Source organism: Polynucleobacter sp. MWH-UH2A (genome assembly GCF_018687195.1).
Classification (GTDB): Bacteria; Pseudomonadota; Gammaproteobacteria; order Burkholderiales; family Burkholderiaceae; genus Polynucleobacter.
Genome location: NZ_CP061321.1, coordinates 992,114 through 1,018,559, shown reverse-complemented (window position 1 = coordinate 1,018,559; position 26,446 = coordinate 992,114). Strand labels below are relative to the sequence as shown.

Annotated in this window: 29 protein-coding genes and 3 tRNA genes; 17 read left to right on the top strand and 15 right to left on the bottom strand. The window is 44.5% G+C overall.

The genetic code is table 11. From position 1 onward, the window contains the following. The first annotated feature begins 1 nt into the window (after position 1). The gene (locus IC571_RS05370; RefSeq protein WP_251373230.1) at positions 2 to 766 is read left to right on the top strand and encodes a spermidine synthase; all 765 of its coding nucleotides are present in this window, start codon (positions 2 to 4) and stop codon (positions 764 to 766) included. 87 nt (positions 767 to 853) lie between these two features. On the opposite strand, the gene IC571_RS05365 is transcribed toward IC571_RS05370, so the two are convergent. From IC571_RS05365 to IC571_RS05355, 3 genes are all read right to left on the bottom strand, one after another. Beyond that, positions 854 to 3,439, bottom strand: coding sequence for a bifunctional aconitate hydratase 2/2-methylisocitrate dehydratase (locus tag IC571_RS05365; protein ID WP_215315273.1), 2,586 nt, complete (start codon positions 3,437 to 3,439; stop codon positions 854 to 856). A 134-nt stretch (positions 3,440 to 3,573) separates the two neighbouring features. Then, on the bottom strand, positions 3,574 to 3,762 hold the full coding sequence (locus IC571_RS05360) for a superinfection immunity protein (RefSeq protein WP_215315271.1): 189 nt from the start codon (positions 3,760 to 3,762) through the stop codon (positions 3,574 to 3,576). Between the two features lie 5 nt (positions 3,763 to 3,767). Further along, positions 3,768 to 4,214: a DUF2147 domain-containing protein gene (locus IC571_RS05355; protein WP_251373228.1), complete on the bottom strand. Its 447-nt coding sequence runs from the start codon at positions 4,212 to 4,214 to the stop codon at positions 3,768 to 3,770. Between the two features lie 82 nt (positions 4,215 to 4,296). On the opposite strand from IC571_RS05355, the gene IC571_RS05350 reads away from it, so the two are divergent. From IC571_RS05350 to ftsB, 4 genes are all read left to right on the top strand, one after another. Further along, entirely contained in the window at positions 4,297 to 5,958 is a 1,662-nt protein-coding gene (locus IC571_RS05350) for a CTP synthase (RefSeq protein WP_215315269.1), read from the top strand. Position 5,959: 1 nt separating this feature from the next. Continuing rightward, the gene (kdsA, locus tag IC571_RS05345) at positions 5,960 to 6,823 is read left to right on the top strand and encodes a 3-deoxy-8-phosphooctulonate synthase (protein ID WP_215315267.1); all 864 of its coding nucleotides are present in this window, start codon (positions 5,960 to 5,962) and stop codon (positions 6,821 to 6,823) included. Positions 6,824 to 6,884: 61 nt separating this feature from the next. Further along, positions 6,885 to 8,171 (top strand): phosphopyruvate hydratase, encoded by a 1,287-nt coding sequence (eno, locus tag IC571_RS05340; protein ID WP_215317759.1) that lies wholly within the window; start codon positions 6,885 to 6,887, stop codon positions 8,169 to 8,171. Positions 8,172 to 8,185: 14 nt separating this feature from the next. Next, complete coding sequence (gene ftsB / locus IC571_RS05335; RefSeq protein ID WP_215317758.1) at positions 8,186 to 8,491, top strand: cell division protein FtsB; 306 nt, start codon at positions 8,186 to 8,188, stop codon at positions 8,489 to 8,491. Between the two features lie 6 nt (positions 8,492 to 8,497). Here the strand turns inward: ftsB and IC571_RS05330 are convergent, their stop codons facing one another. Continuing rightward, positions 8,498 to 9,463, bottom strand: coding sequence for an Hsp33 family molecular chaperone HslO (locus IC571_RS05330; protein WP_215317757.1), 966 nt, complete (start codon positions 9,461 to 9,463; stop codon positions 8,498 to 8,500). A gap of 55 nt (positions 9,464 to 9,518) precedes the next feature. Here IC571_RS05330 and gltX point away from each other — a divergent pair, with 55 nt between their 5' ends. The 4 genes from gltX (at position 9,519) to IC571_RS05310 (ending at position 11,307) form a co-directional block, all read left to right on the top strand. Further along, a complete protein-coding gene (gene gltX, locus IC571_RS05325) occupies positions 9,519 to 10,922 on the top strand; it encodes a glutamate--tRNA ligase (RefSeq protein ID WP_215317756.1) in 1,404 nt (467 codons plus the stop codon). Positions 10,923 to 11,003: 81 nt separating this feature from the next. Continuing rightward, positions 11,004 to 11,079 (top strand) — tRNA-Ala (locus IC571_RS05320). Positions 11,080 to 11,114: 35 nt separating this feature from the next. Next, positions 11,115 to 11,190 (top strand) — tRNA-Glu (locus IC571_RS05315). A 40-nt stretch (positions 11,191 to 11,230) separates the two neighbouring features. After that, positions 11,231 to 11,307 (top strand) — tRNA-Asp (locus IC571_RS05310). Between the two features lie 55 nt (positions 11,308 to 11,362). Here IC571_RS05310 and IC571_RS05305 read toward each other — a convergent pair. From IC571_RS05305 to IC571_RS05295, 3 genes are all read right to left on the bottom strand, one after another. Next, a complete protein-coding gene (locus tag IC571_RS05305; protein WP_215317755.1) occupies positions 11,363 to 11,848 on the bottom strand; it encodes a hypothetical protein in 486 nt (161 codons plus the stop codon). A gap of 16 nt (positions 11,849 to 11,864) precedes the next feature. After that, complete coding sequence (locus IC571_RS05300) at positions 11,865 to 12,875, bottom strand: TolC family protein (RefSeq protein WP_215317754.1); 1,011 nt, start codon at positions 12,873 to 12,875, stop codon at positions 11,865 to 11,867. A gap of 208 nt (positions 12,876 to 13,083) precedes the next feature. Then, positions 13,084 to 13,974: a carboxylesterase gene (locus IC571_RS05295; protein ID WP_215317753.1), complete on the bottom strand. Its 891-nt coding sequence runs from the start codon at positions 13,972 to 13,974 to the stop codon at positions 13,084 to 13,086. Between the two features lie 45 nt (positions 13,975 to 14,019). Between IC571_RS05295 and IC571_RS05290 the strand changes: the two genes are divergently transcribed. Next, positions 14,020 to 14,469 carry a DUF4118 domain-containing protein gene (locus IC571_RS05290; RefSeq protein ID WP_215317752.1) on the top strand — a complete coding sequence of 150 codons (450 nt, stop codon included), beginning with the start codon at positions 14,020 to 14,022 and terminating at the stop codon, positions 14,467 to 14,469. A 62-nt stretch (positions 14,470 to 14,531) separates the two neighbouring features. Continuing rightward, positions 14,532 to 14,777 carry a hypothetical protein gene (locus IC571_RS05285; protein ID WP_215317751.1) on the top strand — a complete coding sequence of 82 codons (246 nt, stop codon included), beginning with the start codon at positions 14,532 to 14,534 and terminating at the stop codon, positions 14,775 to 14,777. Positions 14,778 to 14,789: 12 nt separating this feature from the next. Here the strand turns inward: IC571_RS05285 and IC571_RS05280 are convergent, their stop codons facing one another. Together IC571_RS05280 and IC571_RS05275 are read right to left on the bottom strand one after the other, a co-directional pair. Then, positions 14,790 to 15,644 (bottom strand): M48 family metallopeptidase, encoded by an 855-nt coding sequence (locus IC571_RS05280; protein ID WP_215317750.1) that lies wholly within the window; start codon positions 15,642 to 15,644, stop codon positions 14,790 to 14,792. 4 nt (positions 15,645 to 15,648) lie between these two features. Next, entirely contained in the window at positions 15,649 to 16,254 is a 606-nt protein-coding gene (locus tag IC571_RS05275) for a hypothetical protein (RefSeq protein ID WP_215317749.1), read from the bottom strand. Positions 16,255 to 16,400: 146 nt separating this feature from the next. On the opposite strand from IC571_RS05275, the gene hyi reads away from it, so the two are divergent. The 5 genes from hyi to IC571_RS05250 all read left to right on the top strand — a co-directional run bounded on the left by hyi (position 16,401) and on the right by IC571_RS05250 (position 20,403). After that, on the top strand, positions 16,401 to 17,180 hold the full coding sequence (hyi, locus tag IC571_RS05270) for a hydroxypyruvate isomerase (protein ID WP_215317748.1): 780 nt from the start codon (positions 16,401 to 16,403) through the stop codon (positions 17,178 to 17,180). A 29-nt stretch (positions 17,181 to 17,209) separates the two neighbouring features. Further along, complete coding sequence (glxR, locus tag IC571_RS05265) at positions 17,210 to 18,109, top strand: 2-hydroxy-3-oxopropionate reductase (RefSeq protein WP_215317747.1); 900 nt, start codon at positions 17,210 to 17,212, stop codon at positions 18,107 to 18,109. Between the two features lie 13 nt (positions 18,110 to 18,122). Beyond that, positions 18,123 to 18,716, top strand: coding sequence for a YqiA/YcfP family alpha/beta fold hydrolase (locus tag IC571_RS05260; protein WP_215317746.1), 594 nt, complete (start codon positions 18,123 to 18,125; stop codon positions 18,714 to 18,716). 96 nt (positions 18,717 to 18,812) lie between these two features. After that, a complete protein-coding gene (locus tag IC571_RS05255) occupies positions 18,813 to 19,382 on the top strand; it encodes an HNH endonuclease (RefSeq protein ID WP_371742901.1) in 570 nt (189 codons plus the stop codon). A 43-nt stretch (positions 19,383 to 19,425) separates the two neighbouring features. Next, positions 19,426 to 20,403 (top strand): DUF3108 domain-containing protein, encoded by a 978-nt coding sequence (locus tag IC571_RS05250; protein ID WP_251373517.1) that lies wholly within the window; start codon positions 19,426 to 19,428, stop codon positions 20,401 to 20,403. Here IC571_RS05250 and IC571_RS05245 read toward each other — a convergent pair. The 6 genes from IC571_RS05245 to mltG form a co-directional block, all read right to left on the bottom strand. Beyond that, a complete protein-coding gene (locus tag IC571_RS05245) occupies positions 20,400 to 20,927 on the bottom strand; it encodes an ion channel (protein WP_215317744.1) in 528 nt (175 codons plus the stop codon). The two genes, IC571_RS05250 and IC571_RS05245, sit on opposite strands and share 4 nt — an antisense overlap. Before the next feature lie 70 nt (positions 20,928 to 20,997). Then, a complete protein-coding gene (locus tag IC571_RS05240; protein ID WP_215317743.1) occupies positions 20,998 to 21,708 on the bottom strand; it encodes an ankyrin repeat domain-containing protein in 711 nt (236 codons plus the stop codon). A 2-nt stretch (positions 21,709 to 21,710) separates the two neighbouring features. Next, positions 21,711 to 22,499: a TatD family hydrolase gene (locus IC571_RS05235; RefSeq protein WP_215317742.1), complete on the bottom strand. Its 789-nt coding sequence runs from the start codon at positions 22,497 to 22,499 to the stop codon at positions 21,711 to 21,713. A gap of 43 nt (positions 22,500 to 22,542) precedes the next feature. Continuing rightward, positions 22,543 to 23,691, bottom strand: coding sequence for a DNA polymerase III subunit delta' (locus IC571_RS05230; protein WP_251373515.1), 1,149 nt, complete (start codon positions 23,689 to 23,691; stop codon positions 22,543 to 22,545). Next, entirely contained in the window at positions 23,688 to 24,320 is a 633-nt protein-coding gene (tmk, locus tag IC571_RS05225; protein ID WP_215317741.1) for a dTMP kinase, read from the bottom strand. The genes IC571_RS05230 and tmk overlap by 4 nt, the downstream gene beginning before the upstream one ends. 23 nt (positions 24,321 to 24,343) lie before the next feature. Further along, positions 24,344 to 25,411 (bottom strand): endolytic transglycosylase MltG, encoded by a 1,068-nt coding sequence (mltG, locus tag IC571_RS05220; protein WP_215317740.1) that lies wholly within the window; start codon positions 25,409 to 25,411, stop codon positions 24,344 to 24,346. Positions 25,412 to 25,431: 20 nt separating this feature from the next. On the opposite strand from mltG, the gene IC571_RS05215 reads away from it, so the two are divergent. Next, on the top strand, positions 25,432 to 26,436 hold the full coding sequence (locus tag IC571_RS05215) for a folate-binding protein YgfZ (RefSeq protein ID WP_215317739.1): 1,005 nt from the start codon (positions 25,432 to 25,434) through the stop codon (positions 26,434 to 26,436). The last annotated feature ends 10 nt before the right edge of the window (positions 26,437 to 26,446 follow it).

The window sequence follows — 26,446 nt, the reverse complement described above, 5'->3', positions numbered from 1 at the left end:
TATGCTCGCAATGGAGCCTGTAACGTTTTCTGAAAGTGGCGGTATTCGGTATTTGCATTTTGGAACAGATTTAATTCAAGGTGCAATGCGCATTCGTGATCCCGATGAAATTTATCTAGAGTACAACCAGCAGATGATGGCTTGGCTTTTGTTTCTTGAGACAAAGCCCGGAATGAGGGTTGCCCAACTCGGGCTTGGTACAGGTGCGCTCACTAAGTTTCAACATCGCTATTGCCCAGCAGTAAAAACAACGGTAGTGGAATTGAATCCTGCAGTGATTGTCTCTGCACGCTCCATGTTCTCAACCCCGGATGACGATCGTAGACTTGAAACATTACAGACTGACGCCAAAGTCTTTGTCAAATCCACTAGTCATAAGAATCAGTTTGATGCTGTGCAGGTTGATTTATATGACGCCATATGCGATGGGCCGGCAGCTAGCTCGCTTGATTTCTATAAAGGCTGCTTCAATATTCTCAAAAGTCCTGGCGTAATGACAGTAAACCTTTTTTCACGGCATAAAAGTTTTGACGTCAACCTAAAAAATATCTGTGAAGCCTTCGATGATAGGGTATTGCTGTTCCCTGAGTCGCATGATTGCAATGTGGTGGCTATGGCATTTAAAGGTCCAAAGTTAGAGGTCGAATGGAAAGATGTTGCCAAGCGTGCCAAATTAATAATGGAAAAAACCGGTTTACCAACAAAAGATTGGGCGCCTGGTCTTAGCCGTGCCAACGCTCGTCAAGAGGGCAAGCTCAGTATTTAAATGGTGCCTATAAGCCACGGTAAATAAAAAGGCGATCATTAGATCGCCTTTTTAATGTCTGCCCGAAAAACGTTGGGCTAGAGACTCTTAAACGCTAACAGTATCCGCAACTTCACTAAATGACTTGATCTTGTCAAAGTTCATATAGCGATAGACTTCAGCTGATTTCGCATTGAGTGACTCTACTTGCTCAAGGTATTCCTTAGGTGTCGGTAAGCGACCCAAGAGGGCAGCAACAGATGCTAATTCAGCTGAGGCTAAAAATACTCGTGTATCAATGCCGAGACGATTTGGGAAGTTACGTGTAGATGTTGAAACCGCGGTAGAGCCTTTGCGAATCTGCGCTTGATTGCCCATGCAAAGTGAGCACCCTGGGGTTTCCATACGAGCGCCAGTGCGGCCCAAAATACCGTAATAACCTTCTTCGGTGAGAACCATTTGATCCATCTTGGTAGGAGGCGCAATCCACAAGCGAGTTGGGATATCGGATTTACCTTCAAGCACTTTACCGGCAGCACGGAAGTGGCCAATGTTAGTCATGCAAGAGCCAATGAATACCTCATCAATTTTCTCACCAGCAACTTCAGAGAGGAATTTCACATCATCTGGGTCATTAGGGCAGGCCAAGATTGGCTCTTTGATATCGTTCATATCAATTTCAATGATCTCGGCATAGTCTGCATTCGCATCAGCCTTGAGCAATTCAGGTTTAGCAATCCATGCCTCCATTGCCTTGATGCGACGACCCAAAGTGCGCTTATCTTCATAACCATTGGCAATCATCCACTTCATCAATGTGATATTAGATTGCATGTATTCGATAATTGGCTCTTTGTTCAATTGAACTGCACAACCACCTGCAGAGCGTTCTGCAGAAGCATCAGAAAGCTCAAATGCTTGCTCAACCTTCAGATCGGGCAGACCTTCGATTTCTAAAATACGGCCAGAGAAAATATTTTTCTTGCCTTGTTTCTCAACGGTCAACAAGCCTTTCTTAATTGCGTAGAGAGGAATAGCGTTTACCAAGTCGCGCAATGTAATTCCAGGCTGCATCTTTCCTTTAAAGCGAACCAATACTGACTCAGGCATATCCAATGGCATGACACCAGTTGCTGCGGCAAAGGCAACTAAGCCTGAACCAGCAGGGAAGGAGATGCCGATTGGGAAGCGTGTGTGACTATCGCCACCAGTTCCGCAGGTATCCGGTAGGAGCAAGCGATTAAGCCAGCTATGAATAACACCATCACCTGGGCGCAATGCAACGCCACCACGATTAGTCATAAATGCTGGCAATTCATGGTGAGTGCGAATATCGACTGGTTTTGGATACGCAGATGTGTGGCAGAAGGATTGCATTACTAAATCTGCTGAGAATCCTAAGCAGGCCAAATCCTTCAACTCATCGCGAGTCATTGGGCCAGTTGTATCTTGAGAGCCCACAGTAGTCATATGCGGCTCGCAGTAAGTGCCCGGGCGAACGCCTTGTCCCTCTGGCAAGCCACAAGCACGACCAACCATCTTTTGCGCCAAGCTGAAACCTTTTTTATTGTCAGGAGGGCTTACTGGTACACGGAATTCAGTAGAAGCAGGTAAACCGAGGGCGGCACGTGCCTTTGCAGTTAAGCCACGACCAACGATTAATGGAATACGGCCACCAGCACGTACTTCATCAAAAATCACTGGAGACTTCAGAGAAAAAGTGGCGATTTCTTTACCATCTTTAAATGCTTTGCCTTCGTATGGACGCAATTCGATTTCATCGCCCATATTCATTTGAGATACATCTAATTCGATTGGCAATGCGCCAGCATCTTCCATGGTATTAAAGAAGATAGGAGCAATCTTGGTGCCCAAGCAAACACCACCAAAACGTTTATTAGGAACAAATGGGATATCTTCACCAGTCCACCACAACACAGAGTTAGTTGCGGATTTACGAGAAGAGCCTGTACCGACTACGTCACCAACGTAAGCGATCAAATTCCCTTTCTTTTGCAAAGCCTCGATTTGCTTCATCGGGCCGCGCACACCAGCTTCATCTGGTTCGATACCGGCACGAGGATTCTTGAGCATGACCGTTGCATGCAAGGGGATATCTGGACGACTCCAAGCATCAGGTGCTGGGGAGAGATCGTCAGTATTAGTCTCACCGGTAACCTTAAATACAGTCAGCTTCATGCTTTCTGGAACAGCGGGGCGGCTGGTAAACCACTCAGCGTCAGCCCAACTCTGCAATACAGCCTTGGCATTTGCATTGCCTTTTTCAGCAAGTTCCTGAACATCATGGAAGTAATCAAACATCAACAAGGTTTTCTTGAGGGCGGCAGCCGCAGCAGCGCCACATTCAGCATCAGATAGAAGCTCAACCAATGGTTTGATGTTGTAGCCACCAAGCATTGTGCCTAGTAACTCTGTTGCTTTAATACGTGTAATTAATGGCGACTTTTCTGTACCTTTGGCTACTGCATCTAAGAACTCAGCCTTGACCTTTGCGGCTTCATCGACACCTGCTGGAACGCGATTGGCAATAAGCTCAACTAGCTCGGCTTCTTTGCCTGCCGGAGGGCTCTTGAGTAACTTAACTAATTCAGCTACTTGATCTTTGGTAAGTGGAAGAGCGGGAATGCCGAGGGTGGCACGTTCTGCAACTTGGGCGTTATAGGCGTCTAACATGGTGGTTCCTATGCGGTAAAAGTGATCAATAGAAAGGCCAAAAGGGTATTTTTACCCAATTGAGGCCATTATAGTTGCTAATTTAAGTCTTATATAAGAGTTTAAACCCTAAGCATTTTTAGGGAAAAGCTGCCTTAAACAATGCCTTCCTCTTTCAGGGCCCAAACCAAGGCTACAACCCAGCCAATTAGGGACCAGCCCAAAAACAAGTTTAAGGCAAATATGGCTCCTGTATTAGCCCGTTTCTTATTGAATGCAACAGCAAAAGGCAGGAAATAAAAGAGGGATAGGATCGTGACTAGGACGGCAAATAGCAGGCGCATAGACTCTATTTCTCGCGAACCCATGTTTGAGTTCTGCCTAATAGGGGTATGCCTATATAAGCCCTGAGATCCAATTTAGATCCCTGGTCCTTTAATTTCATTTCTGCGCGATAGATTTCACCGTCGTCCGGGTCCAGAATATGTCCACCAGAGTAGCTTTCACCCTGTTTTTTAAGGTCAGAAAGGATTTCCATCCCCAGAATTGACTTATCCTTTCTGGAATCGGTGCATTTTTCACAAGTCGGGGATCCTGATGTATCCAGCACCTTGGTAATAACGCCTGAAAAAACTCCATTTTTTTCACTGATTTGGACTAAGGCGGCTGGTTGATTTGTTTCATCATCAAAGGTTTTCCATGTGCCCACAATCGAGTCCATGGTCTGCGCCAATGCAACACCCCCCAAACCAATCAGAGCGGAAAAAAGGAGGAGGGAAGCCGTTTTTTTCATCATATAAATACATATTACCCCGTTTTAAAACCAATAATTACCCACGTCTATCGTTATAATTACTTTTTCCAACAGAGCTTAAGCGATGACCAAATACGTTTTTGTCACTGGTGGTGTGGTTTCTTCTTTAGGGAAAGGAATCGCAGCTGCCTCGCTTGCCGCGATTCTCGAATCCCGCGGCCTGAAAGTCACCCTCCTAAAATTAGACCCCTATATCAACGTTGACCCGGGCACAATGAGCCCACTGCAACACGGTGAAGTTTTCGTTACCGAAGATGGCGCTGAAACCGATTTAGATTTAGGGCACTACGAGCGCTTTGTTTCCGCAAAGATGCGTAAGAGCAATAACTTCACTACAGGTCAGATTTATGAATCTGTCATTAGTAAAGAGCGTCGTGGTGAGTATTTAGGGAAAACCGTTCAAGTTATTCCACATATTACTAACGAGATTCAGGCTTTTATTGAGCGTGGTGCAAAAGCAAGCCATGATGGCAAGGCAGATATCGCCATTTGCGAAATTGGTGGAACGGTCGGTGATATTGAATCACTCCCATTCCTGGAGGCGGCTAGACAGATGAGCCTGCGTCTACCGGCACATAGCTGCGCATTCGTGCACTTGACGCTAGTCCCTTATATCAATAGCGCTGGAGAATTAAAGACTAAACCAACGCAACACTCTGTTCAGAAGTTAAGGGAAATTGGCATTATGCCGACGGTGTTGCTCTGTCGTGCGGATCGCCCAATACCAGATGACGAGCGTGCAAAAATTTCTCTTTTCTCAAATGTAAGAGAAGAGGCTGTTATCTCTGTTTGGGATGTCGATACCATCTACAAGATTCCTGAAATGCTTTATTCCCAGGGTATGGATGATCTCATCTGCCGTGAGTTAGAGCTAAATGCTAAACCTGCCGATCTTTCCGTTTGGGCAAACTTAGTCTATGAGCTTGCCAATCCAAAACACGAAGTCACCATTGGCATGGTTGGAAAGTATGTTGAACTCACAGAGTCTTATAAGTCTCTGATCGAGGCGTTGCGCCATGCTGGCATCCATACACATACAAAAGTAAACATCAACTACATTGATTCCGAGCAAATTGAGAAGGATGGGGTGGGGTGCCTGAAGGACTTAGATGCAATTTTGGTTCCCGGCGGCTTTGGCAAGCGTGGTACAGAAGGCAAGATCTCTGCCATTCGGTATGCACGTGAGAATCATGTCCCTTACTTAGGTATCTGCCTGGGCATGCAATTAGCGGTCATTGAGTTTGCTCGTCATGTTGCCAATATTGCTAAAGCAAATAGCACTGAGTTTGATGCTGAAACAGATAGTCCGGTGGTTGCCTTAATTACTGAATGGCTAGATCGTGAAGGTCGTGTTGAAAAGCGCACTAATGATTCTGATTTGGGTGGAACAATGCGTCTTGGCTCGCAGCGCTGTCCAATCAAGCCAAATACACTTGCCAATCGAATTTATGGTGCTGAAGTGAATGAGCGTCATCGCCATCGCTACGAAGTAAATAATATTTACGTGCCAAAACTTGAACAATCTGGCTTGGTCATCTCTGCAAGAACACCAAATGAATCATTGCCCGAGATGATGGAGTTGCCTGAATCCATGCATCCATGGTTCTTTGGCGTTCAATTCCATCCCGAGTTCACATCTACGCCTCGCGATGGCCACCCCCTCTTTTCAGCATTTATTAATGCGGCACTTGTTCATCAAGATGCCGCACTGAAACAGGTAGCCTGAGATGAGCGCTTTCAAGCTTTGTGGATATAACGTTGGCTTAGATCAACGTTTTTTCCTAATTGCCGGTACTTGTGTAATTGAGTCAGAGCAGTCTGCTATTGATGTTGCGGGACAGCTAAAGGAAATTACATCCTCTCTCAATATCCCATTCATTTATAAATCTTCTTTTGATAAAGCGAATCGTTCATCCGGAAATTCATTTCGCGGGCTGGGAATGGATAAGGGCCTCGAGATACTTGCGAAAGTCAAAAAGCAGATTGGTGTTCCCGTCTTAACTGATGTTCATGATATTGCCGAGATCACACCAGTCGCAGAAGTGGTGGATGTTCTTCAAACACCTGCATTTCTATGTAGACAAACTGACTTCATTCGCGCCTGTGCGCAAAGTGGTAAGCCAGTCAATTTCAAAAAAGGGCAATTTTTGTCCCCCCATGAAATGCTCAATGTAATTGATAAGGCAAGAGCTGCGGCGGCCGAGAAAAATCTTCCTGATCAATTCATGGTTTGTGAGCGAGGCGCATCATTTGGATACAACAACCTGGTATCTGACATGCGCAGTCTTGCGATTCTGCGCGAATCCAATGCACCAGTTGTATTTGATGCTACTCATTCAGTTCAGCTGCCCGGCGGACAAGGGAGCTCTAGTGGCGGCCAACGAGAATTCGTGCCTGTATTAGCTCGTGCAGCTGTTGCAGTTGGCATTAGCGGTTTGTTTATGGAAACCCATCCCGATCCTACTAAAGCACTTTCGGACGGTCCAAACGCGGTACCACTCAAACACATGAAGGAATTACTAGAGTCCTTGCTGTCGATTGATCAGGTAGTGAAATCCAGCAATTCATTTTTAGAAAATAGTTTCAAGTAGTTAATTCGAATAATTACGTTTATTAGATACCCAATTTCATATTGTTTTAAGGAGAAGGTGCATGAGCGCCATTGTTGACATCATTGGTAGAGAAGTTCTAGATTCACGCGGCAACCCAACAGTGGAGTGTGATGTATTGCTGGAGTCAGGGGTAATGGGTCGCGCAGCTGTACCTTCAGGTGCATCTACTGGTTCACGCGAAGCAATTGAATTACGGGACGGTGACAAATCACGCTATTTAGGTAAAGGTGTTTTAAAGGCTGTTCAAAATATCAATGTGGAAATTGCGGAAACCATCCTTGGATTGGATGCCAGTGAACAAGCATTCCTAGATAAAACCTTAATTGATTTAGATGGGACTCACAATAAGGCACGCCTTGGCGCTAACGCCACTCTCGCGGTATCAATGGCTGTTGCTAGAGCCGCTGCAGAAGAAGCTGGCTTGCCTTTGTATCGTTATTTCGGTGGTTCGGGCGGCATGCAATTACCCGTTCCTATGATGAATATTGTGAATGGCGGTGCGCACGCAAATAACAGTTTAGATATTCAAGAGTTTATGGTGATGCCAGTAGGTGCTGAGAGCTTCCGCGATGCACTCCGCTGTGGCGCTGAGATTTTCCATGAGCTTAAAAAGATTATCGGCTCACAAGGCATGCCAACGACTGTCGGTGATGAAGGTGGTTTTGCTCCAAACTTCAAGAGCAATCATGAGTGCTTGCAAACCATTATGAAGGCAATCGAAGGCGCAGGATATCAGGCCGGAGAAGATGTTGTGCTGGCACTCGATTGTGCGGCTAGCGAGTTTTATAAAGATGGTAAGTATCATTTATCTGGTGAAGGCTTGCAGCTAAACTCTAGCGAATTCTCCGACTATTTAGGCACATTAGCTGACCAATTCCCAATCGTGTCGATTGAAGATGGCATGCATGAAAGTGATTGGGATGGCTGGGCTGATATCACCAAGAAGCTTGGCAAAAAGATTCAGTTGGTTGGGGATGATCTTTTTGTAACCAATACGCGTATTTTGAAAGAAGGAATTGAGAAGGGTATTGCTAATTCCATTCTGATCAAAATCAATCAGATCGGTACATTAACCGAGACTTTTGCTGCGATTGAAATGGCGAAACGTGCGAATTACACCGCAGTTATCTCACATCGCTCTGGCGAAACGGAAGATAGCACTATCGCAGATATTGCAGTAGGTACCAATGCTGGCCAAATCAAGACGGGCTCACTATCTCGCTCTGATCGTATTGCTAAGTACAACCAACTGCTGCGCATCGAAGACGATTTAGGGGATGTGGCGACTTATCCAGGTAAGTCTGTTTTTTATAACCTCAGCCGCTAATACACTCGTTATTTATGCGTATTGTCATCTACTCCATGCTGGTATTGCTAATAGCAATCCAGTTTCCGCTTTGGCTCGGTAAGGGTGGATGGCTAAAAGTTTATGAAATGGAGAAGCAAGTAGAGCTTCAAGAGGCTAAAAATAGCCTCTTGGCTCTTCGTAATGCCAAGCTTGCTGGCGATGTCAAAGATCTAAAAGATGGAACTCGTGCGATTGAAGAGCGCGCGCGAGTAGAGCATGGTCTCATCAAAGAAGGTGAGTTTTTCGTACAAATTTTGCCTGCAGATAAATCTAGCTCTACACCTGCCACAAAACAATAGCTCGATCTAATGGCCCTTTGATGGGGGCCTTGTGGCGTCGCTTAATAAGTCTGTTTTAAAGACCTGAAGGCAATCAACCGCATCAAAGCGATATGGTTTTGCGCAAAAATCACAAATGGTCTCAACGGAACCACGTTCTTCGAGAATCCCTTGCACCTCATCTTCGCCAAGCATTCTGAGTACATCTGCCACTTTGTTGCGCGAGCAGGTGCAGGCAAATCGTATCGGTCGCACCGGGAAGCTTCTAACGCCATATTCCATGGACTCCTCCAGGAATAGTCGTCTTAAGATGGTTTGAGGTGGCAAAGTAAGTAATTCGTCATGGGTGATGGTCTCTCCAAGCGTCTGAATGCGAGACCAGCCTTCTGCTGCTAGTTGCGGGTCAAGATGGGCATGTCCACCTGAATCAGGCAAGCGTTGTAATAGTAAACCACCAACATTCGTATCATTTGAGCTCAGCCAAATTCGTGTATCTAATTGCTCAGAATTTTGCATATAAAGCGCGATTGCTTCAGCAGCATTTGCAACTGGTTTTAGCACATCGCCGTCATATTCTTGAAGGGCAACAATTCCTTGGTAGGGTGCTTGCCCTGGCTCTCGATCAGCAGGATCTAAAGTAATGACTAGTCGCCCAGAATTGCTGGCATCTAATAGCTCACCTAGGGTAGCTTTATCGTTAATTTGAGATACATCAACAGACAGCTTTACGGTAGCACGCATGCTGAGATCGGATTTGCACTCAACTACTAGAAGCTGAATTGGACCCTTACTTTGGGCCTGAATTATTAGGGTGCCATCAAATTTGAGGCTAGCGCTAAGTAGGGTGGCGGCAGCAACGAAATCACCGAGAATTTTACGTACTGCAGGGGGGTCATTGCGACGCTCAAGGACGGCTTGCCAGGCAGAGCCGATAGAAACAATTTCCCCTCGAACTGGGGCGCCATCACAAATAAATACAAGAAGCTCATTCATGAGTGAAAGTATCCACTTTTTTTGAAATTGCCGTTCAATATGCCGACCTGAGATAATGCGGTTTATGCATATTCGTACACGCTTTGCCCCCAGTCCCACGGGCTTTATACATTTGGGAAACCTTCGTAGCGCACTTTACCCGTGGGCATTTGCTCGTCATAACAAGGGTGACTTCATTCTACGAATCGAAGATACCGACTTAGAGCGATCTTCTCAAGAAGCCGTTGATGTGATTATCGAGGGTATGGCCTGGTTGGGCATGGATATTGATGAAGGTCCTATTTATCAAATGCAGCGGATTGATCGCTATCGTGAAGTGATCAAGCAAATGCTAGATGCAGGATTAGCTTATCCCTGTTACATGAGCGAAGAAGAATTGAACCGTCTTCGCGATCAGCAAATGGCAAATAAGGAAAAGCCACGTTACAACGGCTTATGGAGGCCTGAGTCAGGAAAAACATTGCCGGCCATACCCGATGGCGTATTGCCAGTCATTCGCTTTAGAAATCCCATTGGAGGATCAGTTATCTGGAATGATGCAGTGAAGGGTCAAATTGAAATCTCTAATGATGAGTTGGATGACCTTATTATTGCCAGGCCAGACGGAACGCCTACTTATAACTTCTGCGTTGTTGTAGACGACCTTGATATGAAGATTACACATGTCATCAGAGGTGATGATCATGTAAACAACACACCAAGACAAATCAACATCATGAAAGCGCTTGGTGGCACACCGCCAATCTATGCCCATTTGCCAACAGTCCTCAATGATGCCGGTGAAAAGATGAGCAAGCGTAATGGTGCAATGAGCGTGCGTGATTACCAGAAAGCTGGTTATTTACCGGAAGCAATCTTGAACTACTTAGCTAGATTAGGTTGGTCTCATGGCGATGCTGAAGTGTTTACTAAGGAGCAATTTGTAGGCTGGTTTGACCTTGAAAGTCTTGGCCGATCCCCTGCACAGCACAACCCTGAGAAATTACTTTGGCTAAATCATCAATATATTCAAAATGCAGATGCAGCGAAGTTAGCGGAAGTAACAAAGCCATTTGCTCACGAGTTGGGAATTGATACCGAACATGGGCCAGACTTTGTTCAAGTTGTTGGGTTGCTAAAAGATAGAGCGAACACTTTGATTGAAATTGCAGAGGGCTCAAAACTTTTTTATCTGCCAGCACCGCAACTAACATCCGAACAAATTGCAGAAAATATTCCTGAGGCAATCAAACCTGCATTGAATGATTTGATTGAGGCGATTAAAACTGCAGAGCCAAGCAAGGAGTCTTATGGCGCTGCATTTAAACAGGTATTAGCTAAGCATCAACTCAAAATGCCCGCACTTGCGATGCCCGTTCGTTATGGCTTATTTGCCACCACCCAAACGCCAGCAATTGATGCTGTCTTGGTTGTATTGGGGAAGGAAGAGGTGGTAAATAGGCTCTCCAGGCTTGTCTAGTGGGTAATTTGCGCAGTTGCACAAAAATAGGCTAAAATCTTGGATTGTTTTGATTCTCTTGTGGTTTTATTGCGAGATTTCGGGGGTATAGCTCAGCTGGGAGAGCGCTTGCATGGCATGCAAGAGGTCAGCGGTTCGATCCCGCTTATCTCCACCAAGATTTCAGAACAAAAGACGTACAAAGTAGTCTAGGTCCCCATCGTCTAGAGGCCTAGGACATCACCCTTTCACGGTGAGTACGGGGGTTCGAATCCCCCTGGGGACGCCAAATTTTTTGGCTCATGTAGTTGCAGTACCTGATGTTATTTGGAGCGGTAGTTCAGTTGGTTAGAATATCTGCCTGTCACGCAGAGGGTCGCGGGTTCGAGTCCCGTCCGTTCCGCCAAATTCATATTAAAAAGCCTCCCAAGTGGAGGCTTTTTATTTAATAGCTCCAGATATTATTGCGACGTTGGTGAGGTGCTCGCAAAGTTATTGCTATCCGTAGGGCCGCCTGGTTTTGTAGACTGATTGGTTGATTTGTCATAACTTCCTGATATTGAGTTGGCCGAGGGTTTAACAGCAACAGTTTGAGTTGTAGTTTTGTTTGCAGTAGCAGGAGTGGACGTAGAAGTAGTTGCGGGTGATGAGACTACCTTGGTCGAACTTGTGCTTGTGGTGGATGCAACAGAGCTGGGGCTAACGACGGGTCTTGCTGTTGCAGCAATGGTTGCCGATGTTTTTGCTGCTGCCGCAGCCGCAGCTGCTTTTGCTGCTGCCGCAGCCGCAGCTGCTTTTGCTGCTGCCGCAGCCGCAGCTGCTTTTGCTGCTGCTTGTTGTTGAGCTAAAGTCTGGGATTCCGCAGCCAATACTGAAAAACTCATGGCTGCAAATGAAATTGCCGACAGAAAAGCAACTTTCTTAAAGAAACTATCAATTGATTTCATTTGCTACCTTTCTGTTTCAATTCAGGCTCGGGACTTCAAAATTGCCGCCCAATCGTTCCAATAGTATCAGCGTTTTCGCATGAATGGCTCTAGCCTCTATCAGATCTCCTTCGGCCTCTCGATACCTTAAAATGCTTGATATACCACCATTTTTTTGGCTAATTGCCTGTTTAAAGGCTAAATTCGCATTTTTTAATCGTTCCTGAGCTGACTCATATTGCAAATAAGTTTGGTTAATCTCAGTCAGTATCTTAGTTTTTGTAGAGCTTAAGTTAATTTCATGCTCTGTAACGGTGTTGGATGCAACCAAAACATCAGAATTGTCTACAAAGCCATTGCCTAGAGGTACCGTCAAAATAAAACTAAACGATTTCTGGGATCCATATCCTATTCCACTCGATGTATAGGGCGGCGTTTCAGTGTAGTAAACACCTGGCATAAAGTCGATATTTCGATTTGCTTGCACCAACTCCAAATTCGCGGATGCAGATTCAATGGATGCTCTATTGGTGGATACATCCGGCCTTTTTTCAAGAGCATGCACTACTAGCTCGCTAACGTTAAATTTCTTAGGCGCAATATTGAGGTTGCCAACAGGGAGTGGAAGGGCCTTATCGGTCTCGCCCAAGTAATTTAGCAATCCGTATGAAAAGAACTTCAAATCATTATTGAGAACTTTTTGAGCTGAAATAAATTCATCCTTGAATCTAGTTGCGTCGCCAGTTTTAATGGAATTTAATTGCTCAATTGCCCCTTGGTAGGATTGCCAAAGTAATTTAGTGCGCAAGGCATCAATGTAATTAAAAATCGCTTGTGTTTCTACGGATCGCGATTCATTCACCATTTCAGCAAGTTGTCGATTGGCCTCAGCTTTCGCATACGCTTCTCGAGCCGAACGTTTACCCCATCCCTCAATAGTTACGGTCGCCCCAAATGTATTCGAAGAGGGATTGGTATAGCCAATGTATGGTTGTTGTGTATAGATACTTCCTTTTGAATAGGTCAGCAGGGGACTTAGATGTGGCATGCCAGCCTGCTTTGCGACAGCCGATGCAGAATCTGAGTTCAGTTTTTTAACCTTAATGTTCGAATTTCTTTCATTCAATTCACTCAGGTAGGAGGGAAGTGTTATTGCTTGAAAGTTTGTGCCCTGTGTTTTAAATGGGGGCAAATTTTGACCGTTTGCAACAGAATAAAATGTTGCAAAACAAAAACCGATTATCAGACTTGAAAGTTTATATGACACGTTGATTAGTCAATCGGTTTTTAATAATTAAATTCGGAGTGTTGTAATTTAGAGTCTTTGCCAAAGTTGATCTCTCATTACATTGCGCGATGAAGTTAATTACTTCATTAGCAACAATTTCTCTTTCATTATCTACGGTAATCATGTGATACGAATTACCAAGCCAAATAACTCTTCTGGTTTCAGATGAAATTCCATGAAGGATAAGATCTGGATTTTTTGGTGACGCAGTCTCATCATCAATTGCATGAATAATTAATGTATTAGCCGTGATCTCGCCTAATGATTTTTTTGCATCTTTGATTAATTGGAGTGATTGATAAAGATGCTTGGCAGGCAAATGGGCGGCCCCTAACTCGCTAACATTATTAGCTAGTACGGCCTTTCGGATATGACGCCTTAATTCTTTATTCTTTACACCAAATGGCTCTGATTCCTTGTAATGCCAATTTCGTATTCCAATCTTATATATGAGGGAAAGAAAAGGGTAGTACCAGGGAACTGACCATCCATCAAAAAACAGCACTGGCGACAAAAGACATAAGCTTTGAATTTTCTGATTCCTGCTAGCAACAGAAATTGCTAAGGTTGCCCCCATGCTGAGGCCCACGAGCGAGATAGCCTCATGACTTTCCTGCAAATCCGTTACCAATTGATCTACAAACTCAATCCATTCTGGGTAATCAGTTAGGGCGGTATGCGCCGAATAACCGGGTATTTTAGGAATTACATAGGTTAAATCAGATTGCTGCAACAAGCGAGGAATTGCACCCATCTCTAGAGCTGACCCACAAAGGCCTGGAAGCAAAACTACTGTATGCCCCGTTTTACCTTGATAGAATGATTCGAATTGTTCTTTTTTACTTGATAAATCGCTCATACGGGTGCTTAAATTGGCCCATTTAATAAGACTTCATTATTACCCATGAAAATACTAAATTCGAGACGGTGGGCAAAAAGTGGCGCTGAAGCCTACTTCTTTGCAGTATTCGGGGTTTTTGTTGCATTTTGCATACGTTTTAGCTTGCACGGGTTTTTGCAGGCCAATATTCCCATGACATTTTTTATCCTAAATACTATTGTCATCGCTCTTTTTTATGGCTATGTGCCCAGTATCTTGACAATTGTTTTGTCGGTTCCTTTGGCCTTCTTTTTCTTTGTCCCACCATTTGACTCATTTGATGTGCCGACCCCGCAGGACGGATTTGTCTTTGCTTCTTATATCCTCATTGCCTTGATAGCCGTTGGAATTGTTGAATGGCTTCAACGCGAGCGTTACAAAGCCGACCTTACGAGTAGAGTAAGCAACAGCAATTTCCAGTTGCTTAGCGAGGCTAGTAGTGCAATCAAAAGGGCAAAAAACCAAATTTCTTAAGAATATTGCATATTTTGTGCCGTATTAATGCAAATCCCTGTGAACTATGTCAGAATGCTGTAATGCACAAAATTTCAGCAATCCTGATTTCTCTATTGGTAGCTATGCCGGCCTATTCGGCAGGGTTGGGATTTAATCCGTTTGACGCCAAATCTCCAACATCCGCTACTGGGAGCGTTAAACCAAACCCAACTGCACCTGCACCTGCAGCTCCAGTGGCACCAAAGACTACACCTATCCCACCAGCAGCCCCTGCCAGTCAAACTAGCCAAGCTCCAAATCCTGCTGGCGCGCAGAACAAAAAATAATTAGAAACTCAACTACTTCTTTTGTTTTTGGATGAATTGATTTGTATTTTGATTATTTGCAGCTAAATATAACGGCTCTACAGCCGGCATTAGCTCTCTAAGCTGTTCTATCCTGGTATCGCCAGAAGGGTGGGTAGATAAGAACTCAAACTTACCTTTACCCTCTGTAGCTTTATTCATCTTCTGCCAAACGCTAATAGCGGCCCTAGGGTTATATCCCGCTCTGGCCGCAAGCTCCAATCCAATGGCATCCGCTTCTGATTCATTTTGGCGTGAATTTGGCAAGACAAGAATATATTGAGCCGCTTGATTGGCGGCACTAACGGCGGACCCGTAAGGCCCTGCAACTGCCATCGCAATATTCGCAACTGCGCTTTGAGCCATGGCTTGTGACAAACGCTCTCGACCATGCTCTCTTAGAGCATGGGCAATTTCATGCCCCATGATGGCGGCGATTTCATCATCATTCAGATTTAATTTTTCTATTAAACCGGTATAAAAAGTAATCTTCCCGCCGGGGGCGCAAGTTGCGTTGAGTATCGGCGCATCAATCAGAACAAGCTGCCAATTCCACTGTTGTGTGTCATCTCGAAAAACGCTTGTTTGAGAAATCAAACGATTCGAAATGGCTTTGAGTCTGTCATAAGCTGGCCCAGATGTAACGAGTATATTTTTTTCTTTAGCCTTTTGATTCTGCTCGTTATAACTAACAGCAGAAAGGCGATCAACTTCAGATGCTGATACCGCCAAGAATTGTGATCGATTAATACCAACTGCTCCTGACCTTGTTGAATTTGCGCAGGCCAGAAGCAGGGTAGATAGGGTTAAACTAATTAATACCTTACAGCAAACAACCAATAACCGCATTCAATTACTTCTTAGGCGCAGTAATCGAGGCAGCCATAGCGTCGTAATAGATCACCTTCACTTGCTCGCCAACATTGACGTCAGCTAACAGGGCAGGATTTTTAACCGTTACAGTCGTGATTTTTCCGCTAGGCCCTTTAACAGACACTAGCTTTTTTTCACGATTCACTTCAACGATATCGGCAACGATGGTTGTTTTATTTGCGATCGTTTCAGATGGCTTTTCATTTGCCTTTGAGCTTGTGACTGTGTTGGTCTCCACCTTGCTACGCACACCATCACTTTTTGTTTTTATCAACTCAATGGCAACTGCAAGTTGATAATTCACATTAAGGTGATCGCCTTTTTTAATCTGATTGAAATTAGTAATTTCAGGACCTGCAACAAACTTAGATTCACCTTCTTTATTCTTAAAGGTGATAGTGCGGGTCTTTTTATCAACCTTAACAACATCGCCTTCATATAGGGAGTAACTATTGTCGACGACAGCAGCATCAATCACCATTGGCTTGCTGGCTGCAGGAGTTGCATTCGGTTGCGCAACAACCAAAGTTGAGATAGTCGATGCCGCTATAAGCCCTAAGGAGGCTTTGATCAATTGAATATTCATTCTGTTCCTTATAAGTAAACGATCTTGCTCACAATATTAGCGCAATTTTATTCAAAAACAGTGATTACGGACCTTTATTTAGGCTCAGGATGAATATCTCTATCTTTGTTAAGATTCTTGCTTAATCTGTATATCAAAGGGACCCAATGCCACAGTTTGCCGCCAATCTCACCATGCTTTTTAATGAAGTTCCATTTTTGGAGCGCTTTGAAAAGGCGGAAAAGGCAGGCTTTCAGGCTGTTGAGTTCCTTTTTCCTTATGCGCATTCCGCTCAAGAGATTAAAGATCAACTGAGCAAAAACCATTTGCATTTAGTGCTGCATAATTTGCCAGCTGGGGACTGGGATGCTGGTGAACGAGGTATTGCCTGTCACCCAGATCGGGTTGAAGAGTTTCGCAAAGGAATTGCAAAGGCGATTGAATATGCCAAGACCCTTGGTGTAAGCCAGCTAAATTGCTTGGCAGGAAAAACTCCTGATGGCGTTAAGCCCGAGCTTGTGCGCGCTACCTTTATTGAAAATCTACGCTTTGCCGCCTCAGAATTAAAGAAGGTAAATTTACGCTTGCTAATCGAGCCAATCAATACCTACGACATTCCCGGATTCTATTTATCTAGAACTGCTCAAGCGATAGAAATCATGGATGATGTGGGTGCGGATAACCTGTATTTGCAATACGATATTTATCATGCTCAACGCATGGAAGGCGAGCTAGCAAATACTATTCAAAAATATCTGCCACGTATTGCCCACATTCAACTTGCTGACAATCCCGGTCGCAATGAACCAGGCACTGGCGAGATTAACTATCGTTACCTCTTCGCGTATCTCGACCGCATGGGCTACAAGGGATGGATTGGCTGCGAATACAAGCCCGCAACTACCACTGAAGCAGGTCTTGGCTGGACAAAACAACTTACTTCTTAATATATAAAACACCTACAGTCGGAGACGTCATGAGTAATCAATTAAAACTAGGATTTATTGGCCTTGGCATTATGGGGGCGCCAATGGCAAGCCATCTTGTAAATGCTGGACATGCTGTCTTCATTAACACGCGCAGCAAAGTTCCTGAGTTGCTAGCGAAATCCAATGCAAAACAGTGCTCAAGTCCAAAAGAAGTTGCACAGAATGCGGACATCATTTTCACAATGGTCCCCGATACACCAGATGTTGAAAAAGTTCTGTTTGGAGACAATGGTGTGGCTGCTGGATTGAGCAAGGGGAAGGTTGTTGTGGATATGAGCTCTATTTCCCCAATCGCCACTAAAGAGTTTGCTAAAAAAATCAATGCGCTTGGCTGTGATTATCTCGATGCACCCGTATCTGGCGGAGAGGTAGGCGCAAAGAATGCGACCTTATCGATCATGGTAGGAGGTGATGAGGGCGTTTTCAATAGGGTCAAACCTATTTTTGATCTGATGGGAAAGAATATCAATTTAGTTGGCGGTAATGGCGATGGACAAACGGCAAAAGTTGCCAATCAAATTATTGTTGCCCTTAATATTGAGGCAGTCGCTGAAGCGTTGTTATTTGCTTCCAAAGCAGGTGCTGATCCAACTAAAGTTCGCCAAGCTTTAATGGGTGGTTTTGCTGGTTCAAAAATCTTAGAGGTTCATGGTGAGCGCATGGTAAAGCGCACCTTTGACCCAGGTTTTCGTATTGAGCTTCATCAAAAGGATCTTAATTTGGCTCTTAATAGCGCTAAGTCACTTGGCGTATCTTTACCGAATACCGCTACAGCGCAAGAACTATTTAACTCTTGTTCAGCACATGGTGGAAAAGGGTGGGACCACTCTGCAATGGTTAAGGCCCTAGAAATGATGGCGAATTTCGAAGTGGGGCAGAAGTCTTAATTGAAGTGTACTTATGAGTAAAACATTATTAGTTTATTTGCACGGATTTCGCTCGTCGCCTCGCTCTAGTAAGGCAGTAATGACAGGCGAGGGAATTAATGCCATATCAACCTTAGACAATCCCATTCAATGGTATTGCCCGCAATTGCTTGCTTCACCAAAAGAAAGCATGGCGATGGTTGAAAAACAGATTCAGGAATCTGGTGCTGATCAAATGGTGGTGGTGGGCTCCTCACTGGGCGGATTTTATGCAAATTACCTCGCTGAAAAATATAATTGCAAGGCAGTTCTTTTAAATCCAGCAGTGCGGGCTGCCAGAGAACTGGCACCCCATGTTGGCATGATGACCGCTTATGACAGTGATGAGCCTTTTGATTTTCGCTCTGAATATATCGACGAGCTCAAAGCATTGCAGGTAGAAAAGATTACCAATCCATCCCGTTACTTTTTAATTGCCGCAAAGGGCGACGAGCTTTTGGATTGGCAAGAAATGGTTCACTTTTATCCTGGCGCAAAACACTTGGTACTGGATGGCAGTGACCATGGAATTGCCGACTATGCGGACCACCTTCCGCGGGTTCTGGAATTTATCTCAACCCAGCCTTAGCTCTTTCTTGATTGCTTTTTGCTTATTCGGTAATATGAGCAAAATGACCGTTTTCACTTTCATATAGATAGGGTGGCGGCCTGGAAAGGAGAGATTGTGCTGAGCATCTTGAAATTAGACGCTGGTGGAATTCCCCAAGGCTGGGTGAATGCAGAAGAAGCTACTAAGCATTATGCAGAGAGCAGCGTTCTTTGGACTTTAGGTGATCCCATCATGCGAATGCGTGGCGGCATCTCTCGCAGTAGCGGCACACAATCTATTATTGAACTCCATTCCATCATTGCTGTTAAAGGCAGCTCCAAAATTAATCTTTTCGATGTAGTTCCGGTAATTACTAAACACAAACTTTTCAAACGTGATCGGGGGCTCTGCGCATATTGCGGTGACTCCATTCATGAGAGTGGCGCGGAAGCAGAGCACATTATTCCAAATAGTAGGGGTGGAAAATACTCTTGGATGAATCTAGTTATTTCCTGTAGACCATGCAACCAGCGGAAAGGCAATCGAACGCCCGAACAAGCGGGAATGAGTCTGCTGTATACGCCTTATTTGCCTAGCCTTTATGAGGACATGATTCTGAAAGGACGCAATATCTTGGCGGATCAAATGGACTTTTTAGCTGCTAATCTCCCAAAAAATAGTCGTCTACTTGAAGCTCTGATTTAGAGCCGATTCTTTGCTAGTATCGCAGTCCAGCATGAATGTTTTTATGAGTACATCCCTTCGCAATCATTCCTTGCGCATTTTCTCGATTGCTTTGCTCTTATCCATATTGGGTCACTTCATTTTATTTTTCGGATTACCCTTCATTACCTTTGGAGGAAATCCAGATCCCTCAGAAGATTTAATCATCAGATCAGAATTAAAAACCGAACCTCCGAAACAAATCCAAATAGCCAAAGCCCCAAAACAAAACCCCCCAAAAACGAATAGAGCTAGTAGCTTAGAGAATGACTCATCACTAAGCTCGAACACGCAATCTGGATCACTAAATCAACCCGGTGTTCTGTTCAAACTCCCAGAATCCGGGACCCTTTATTACGACTCCTTTGTTGATGGGCAGAAGTTGCAAACTGGTGAGATTGATTGGGTTGTAGATGGCAATTCTTATCGCCTTCATATCAACATACCGTATGCATTTGTGGGTCCGTTCGTCTTTGAATCTAGAGGAGCTGTTGATTTATTTGGAATCGCTCCCGCTATATATTGGACGCAACGTGGTACTAAGGCGCCACGCTATTCACGCTTTGATCGAGATGGTAGTGGAGGAGGGCAGATGTTTTTTTCTGAGAAACCGGAATTCACACCTAGCATTGTTCCTGGTACCCAGGATCGCTTTAGCCTCATGTTTCAGTTGGCATCATTACTTAATGGGGACGCCAAAATAGACGATCCAGGCACGATTCGTTCTATACCAGTGGTCGATTACAACACGCTAGATCAATGGCATTTCAAAAGCTACGGTGAAGCAAACAACGAAGATATACCCAGTCTAGGTAAGTCCGTTAATCGGCATTATGCATTAATGCAAAGAGAAAATGATCCTTATAAACGCCAAGTAGATATATGGCTGGCTAAGGATCTTGAATGGCTTCCTGGTCGCATTCGTTCTCTAGAAGCAAATGGACGAATACTTGAGTTGGTCTTTAAGCAAAAGAATCCGGTGGCGACCAATCGGCAACTCTAGAATCCTGAGCCTGACTTTGGGTTCTGATTCTGACGGTTATGGCCCAATAATGCGCCCATCATGGTGTAAAGAGCTGCACCCGACATCGATACCGCAAATATCCCTGAAAAGGAAATAATGATGGGCAATATTCGCCATTGCTCGGTGAGTTTATAGTCGCCATAACCAACGGTTGTATACATTTCACCGGCAAAGTAAAAAGTCTGCGGATTGGTAGGAAATACCTTAAGTGCGACACAAATATAGGCCCAAACAACGATTTCGGCTAAATGAATTGCGATTACTAGCAAGATTGCAATGAAATACGACAGAAAACTAGCGCCATAGATCCGGCGTCTTGTCATGACATCATCAATGGCGTGAAATGCTCCAGCAATACCTAACACTGCTATTGCATGGATTGCCAGCATCAGGCAAGCCAACATCACCACAACCCAGATCTGCCCATTGCCCATATCCAAATTGATTTCGTTGAACAGGGTAGCAAAGCTTGGAAGGTCTGTATTTTGAATAAAGCTAAACATGGTCATTGGCTAGAGGTATTCCGACATAAATATCTTATTTGACATAATAATGATTATACGCAAATATTATTTATGAGGATTTCGTAGAGAGTTGCTTCTGAGGTCCAGGATATGGCTGTTTGTATAGCTTTTGCCAGCGTGATTTGAGTCCATCAGCAATCCAAGGTTTGTCGTAGATTTCGGCGATATCAATTGCTGAGAATCCTTGAGTATTGCGCAATCGAATATCTGCGCCATTTTCCAATAGGAAACGAATGAGATCCTCATTACCTGACTGAACGGCCATCATCAAGGGTGTTGTCCCATTTAACGCGTTGGAGTCGACTACAGCACCGTTTGCCACCAGGAACTTGGCGACATCTAGATTCCCCTTGGCACAAGCATAATGCAATGGAGTCCAGCCGATATGATCTATGCGAGCCTTGTTCTGTAAGACGAGAGTTTTCACTATAGGCAAGTCTCCCTCAATTGAAGCCATCATGAGAGGTGTTTCGCCATACTTATTTGACAAATCAACGTCAATATTGCGATTCTGAAGCAATAACTCAGTCACTTTGGTAGACCTATCTTTGATGGCCAAAACAAGCATAGGATTACCCTTTGCATCAACTGTATTTGGGCTAACACCTTTAGAAATAAGGGTTTTGACCTCAGAAACGTCATCAAACCTAGCCGCCTTAGCAAAATCTTCAGCCTGATCATTTGTTTGTGCGCCTATTTGAAAGCTGGAAATGGCAATAAGGAGTCCAAAACACAGGGATTTATTTCTAAGTAAATACATTATTAAAGGCTTCCATCTATATGAAAACATTGATTAAAATTAATTGAAGTTTGCTCTGCAAGTGTCTCCACTGAAACCCCCTTTAGATCTGCTACAAATTCACCCACTTTTGATACCCAAGCGGGTTCATTCGTTTTGCCGCGATGCGGAATGGGCGCCAAATAAGGAGAATCCGTTTCAATCAGCATTCGATCTAGAGGGATCTGCCTGCAGGTCTCCTGGAGGTCTTTCGCACTCTTAAATGTCACTATTCCCGAGAAAGAGATATAAAAACCTAATTCCATAGCTTGTTTAGCTACCTCATAACTTTCGGTGAAGCAATGCATTACCCCGCCGATTTGATCGGCGCCCTCTTCTTTCATGATCTTGATGGTGTCAACTGAAGCTGAGCGTGTATGAATGATTAATGGCTTTTTTGTTCTTCGTGCGGCCTGAATATGGGTTCTGAATCGGTCTCGCTGCCAATTCATGGATTCGTAGCTTCGATCACCCATACGATAGTAATCAAGGCCTGTTTCGCCTATGGCAACGATTTTTGGATGTTTGGACGCGGTTTCCACCAAAAACTCTAACGTAGGCTCAGGGGTATCTTCGTAATCAGGGTGTACACCAACTGAAGCATAAAGATTCACATTCTCTTGAGCCAGCTTCAACACATTGGGAAAGTCCGGAATATCTACAGAAACACAAAGCGCGTGGCTCACCTGAGCAGATTTCATATTCGCCAAAACCTCAGGTAGACGATTTTTAAACTCTGGAAAATCGAGGTGGCAATGGGAATCAATAAACATAGACTCTCATTTTAGACGGTATGGGGGTAATTCAGGATTCTGCTTAGGCTTCAAAAACTTGCTGATATTGGGAGAGCAAGGCCTCCAATTGGACGCGGGCAGCCAGTGGATGGTTTTCGGATCTTCTTGATTGGACAAGTGATTTCCAAAATTGAAGAAGTTTGAGAGTTTGCGCCGTTTGCGAGAGGCCCTTAAGCGTATTTATGTGCTTTGGATAGTATCGAGGCACCCCGCCTTCAATCACGATTTGTAAATCAGAAACCCAGCGCTGCATAGTTGCCAACAAAAATGCATACTGAGCTTTATGAACTTTCTCTGCCGTTTCAAGCCAATTGATTCGAGCACCTTGTGCCATTGACTGAAGCAGTATTCTGGATGCGGCAATGGACATAGTGAGTTCATCTTTTTCATCTTTGTTGTGTCTTGCAATCAAAGACTCAAGCACCGCATAGGGTGCCCCACCCTGCTCGTTGTAAATCGCCTCAACATCACCATCAGCTACCTTGATTTCAGGGATGGCGCCTAATTGAGTTTTCAGCCAAGCTAAGCCCTCAGCTTGATCGGGCCTTGGGGCACTTAATAGCCTGCAGCGTGATCGAATAGTGGGCAGAACGCGATCCACTCTATCGGCCAGCAAGATGAATATCGTTTTTTCGGGTGGCTCCTCTAGTGATTTAAGAAGCGTATTGGCCGAATCAGAACGAAGCATCTCCAGGGGGTATATCAAAATGACTCGGTTTCCGCCTCGATGAGACCCTATAGAGAGACTCTCTATAGCGCTGCGTGTCTCTTCTATGGAAATATTCTTCCTCTCTTTTTTCTCGCTGGGCTCTGCATCGTCCTCGCCTCGAGAAGTGCGGGACTTTTTAGCGGGTTCATCAGATTCGTAATCCGCTTGTGGGAGTAATTTACGATGGGTTTCGGGGACTAAAGGCGTAAAGTCAGGATGATTTCCCGTGCTAAACCAGTGACACCCATCGCATTGATTGCAGGGCTTTTCTGCTGAATACGGGGATTCGCATAGCAATGCCTTGGCAAGCTCTACAGCGAATGCAAATTTACCAACACCTGATTGCCCATGTATCAAAATGGCATTCGGAAAACGCTCAAAATCTAAGCTACACCACAGTGTTTTGAGCCATGGCGCAATATTGCTCTCATGCTGCTCTGGAGGAAACATCAAATCGTTCATTTCAACTCTATATCCAGGCGCTCCAAGCCGTTCCATATAGCCTCGGGAGTCTGGGTCGCATCCACTAAATGAAATCTCTTGGGATTTTCATTGGCGCGCCTCAAATACTCCTGACGAACCTTATCAAAAAAATTTAAATCCATTTTTTCAAATTTATCCGGCGCACGAACTTTTGAGCGTCGGGCTTCCGCAACCTCACCAGGCAAATCAAACAATATGGTTAAATTTGGCTGCAGTAGCGAGCCATCTGCTTGGCCCTGAACCCAGCGCTCAAGGTCATTCAATTTGGCGATGCTTAACCCACGCCCCCCTCCTTGATATGCAAAGCTGGCGTCAGTAAAGCGGTCAGAGATCACTATTTTTCCTGCTTTTAATGCTGGTTCAATAATCTGCGCAATATGCTCACGTCTTGCCGCAAACATAAGTAATGCTTCTGTTTCGATATTCATGGGTGCATCAAGCAACAAACTTCGTAATTGCTCACCTAGAGCTGTCCCACCAGGCTCGCGCGTGACAACTACTTCTCGATCAGGGTATCGATCTTGCATTAGCTTGCAAAAGCGATCGATGTGCGTGCTTTTTCCGGCACCATCAATGCCTTCAAAACTAATGAAATATCCAGGATTCATATCAGTTAACTAAATGTAATTGGCTAATTTGGTTCGAGAGCTGGTTTTCGTTGATAACGATCAACCGCAGATTCGTGCTCGTTCAGTGTTTCAGAAAAGTGGCTACTGCCATCACCTTTGGCCACAAAATACAAAGCCTTACTTTGTGCGGGGTGAGCACTAGCTAAAAGCGACTCTTTGCTTGGCATGGCAATAGGGGTTGGTGGTAAACCTTTACGCATATAGGTATTGTAGGGATTATCTTTGCGCAAATCTGCTTTCCGAAGGTTTCCATCAAAACGGGAGCCAATGCCATAGATCACTGTTGGGTCAGTCTGGAGCATCATTCCCTGCTTAAGTCTGTTTATGAATACGGCAGCAACTAAACCACGATCGCTAGATTTTCCAGTCTCCTTTTCAACAATGGACGATAGGATCAATAGATCATAAGGGTTCTTTAAAGGGAGGTCGGGCGCCCTTTGTTCCCATGCTTGGTCTAGCTGCTTTTGCAAAGCCTGAGAGGCGCGCTGATAGATGGTGATATCGGTCTCATCCGGATCAAATAGATAGGTGTCGGGGTAAAAAATACCTTCATCACTTGGAAAATTCAGATTTAAACTTTGCAGTAGCGCTTTTGAGCTAAGACCTTTTGTTTGGTGAATTAATGCAGGATGTGAATCAATTAACGCCCGCAATTGCCATATGGTCATCCCTGGAATAATGGCAATACTTTCTCGAACTCGATCACCACGTGCAAACTGCAGCAATATTTTTCCTAAGCTAGCGCCTGTTGGCAATAAGTAGGTGCCAGGTTTTAATTTCGAACCGACAAAAATGGCGCGTGCGCTAATCTGAAACTGAATAGTTGTAAGTAGAAGCCCCTGTTCTTTTAACTGCTGAGAAATGCTTGCCAAGCTAGAGTGGGGTGAAATCTTTACGCGGTAAACAAGTTTATTGTCCACATTAGAAAGACTGGGCACTACCGGCCACATAAAAATGGCCGCATAGAGAACAGCCACCAAGCCTACTAAAACTGATAAGTATGGAAGCGGTCCACGACCCGAGGACTTTTTTTGCCTAAAAAGGATTCCCCTCTGAATTTTTTTGCGCATCAGGCTATGATAAAAGGAAGATGACAAACTCTAGCCAAAATGTTCCATTACAAAGAAACCCTGGTGATTTTGGGTTTTGTCCTTTGCATCAGTGGGGATTAATCTTTATTGAAGGACCTGACGCGGCGAGTTTTTTGCAGAATCAGTTGACGAATTCGGTATTGGGATTAAAACGCACCCTTTCTCCTGAAATTGCGCGCACGCCATCATCTGTTCGACTGGCGGGATATTGCAGCCCAAAAGGAAGATTACTAGCTAGTGCTTGGCTTGCATTGGTTCCACGAGATAGCGCATCAGATGATCGCTTTGCTTTATTTATCTCAAATGATATTGCCGCGGGTATTGCCAAACGTTTGGCTATGTATGTTTTACGATCCAAAGTTAAAGTCACTGACGCCTCACATGATTGGTCAGTCTTGGGTTTTTGCTCTATTACCAATCAAGTAAATTCATTAACGCTCGAAGAAAATCAAATTGGACTTCAAATGCCCGATGTTGAGGTTCACAATCAAATGTATGGACGAGTTTTGATTGCACAAGCTCAACCATCTGGAGCAATGGAAGATCAAGACAGGGTACTTTCTACATGGAATGATCTTGAGGTTTTGAGCGCTATCCCCAGGATCGTGCAAACAACTCAAGAACAATTTGTACCGCAAATGATCAATTTAGAATCGGTTGCAGGCGTGGACTTTAAGAAGGGTTGCTATCCAGGTCAAGAAATTGTGGCCCGTAGCCAATACCGAGGCGTCATTAAACGTCGACTGAGCTTGGCTCATGTACCGACCGATCAACTAAATGGCGCCTCTTTTGATCCTGGCGTAGAGCTATTTCATAGCGAGGATACCAGCCAGCCAGCTGGAATGGTGGTTCTTTCTTCGCATGCTGCTTTTGTCGAGGACCGCATAGACCTGCAAATTGAGTGCAAATCAGAAGCGCTTGAGCATGGGGAAATACGACTAGGAAGTATAGATGGGCCTGTGTTAAAACTAGATCCATTACCCTACCCCTTGATCGAAATTTAATAAACCCCTA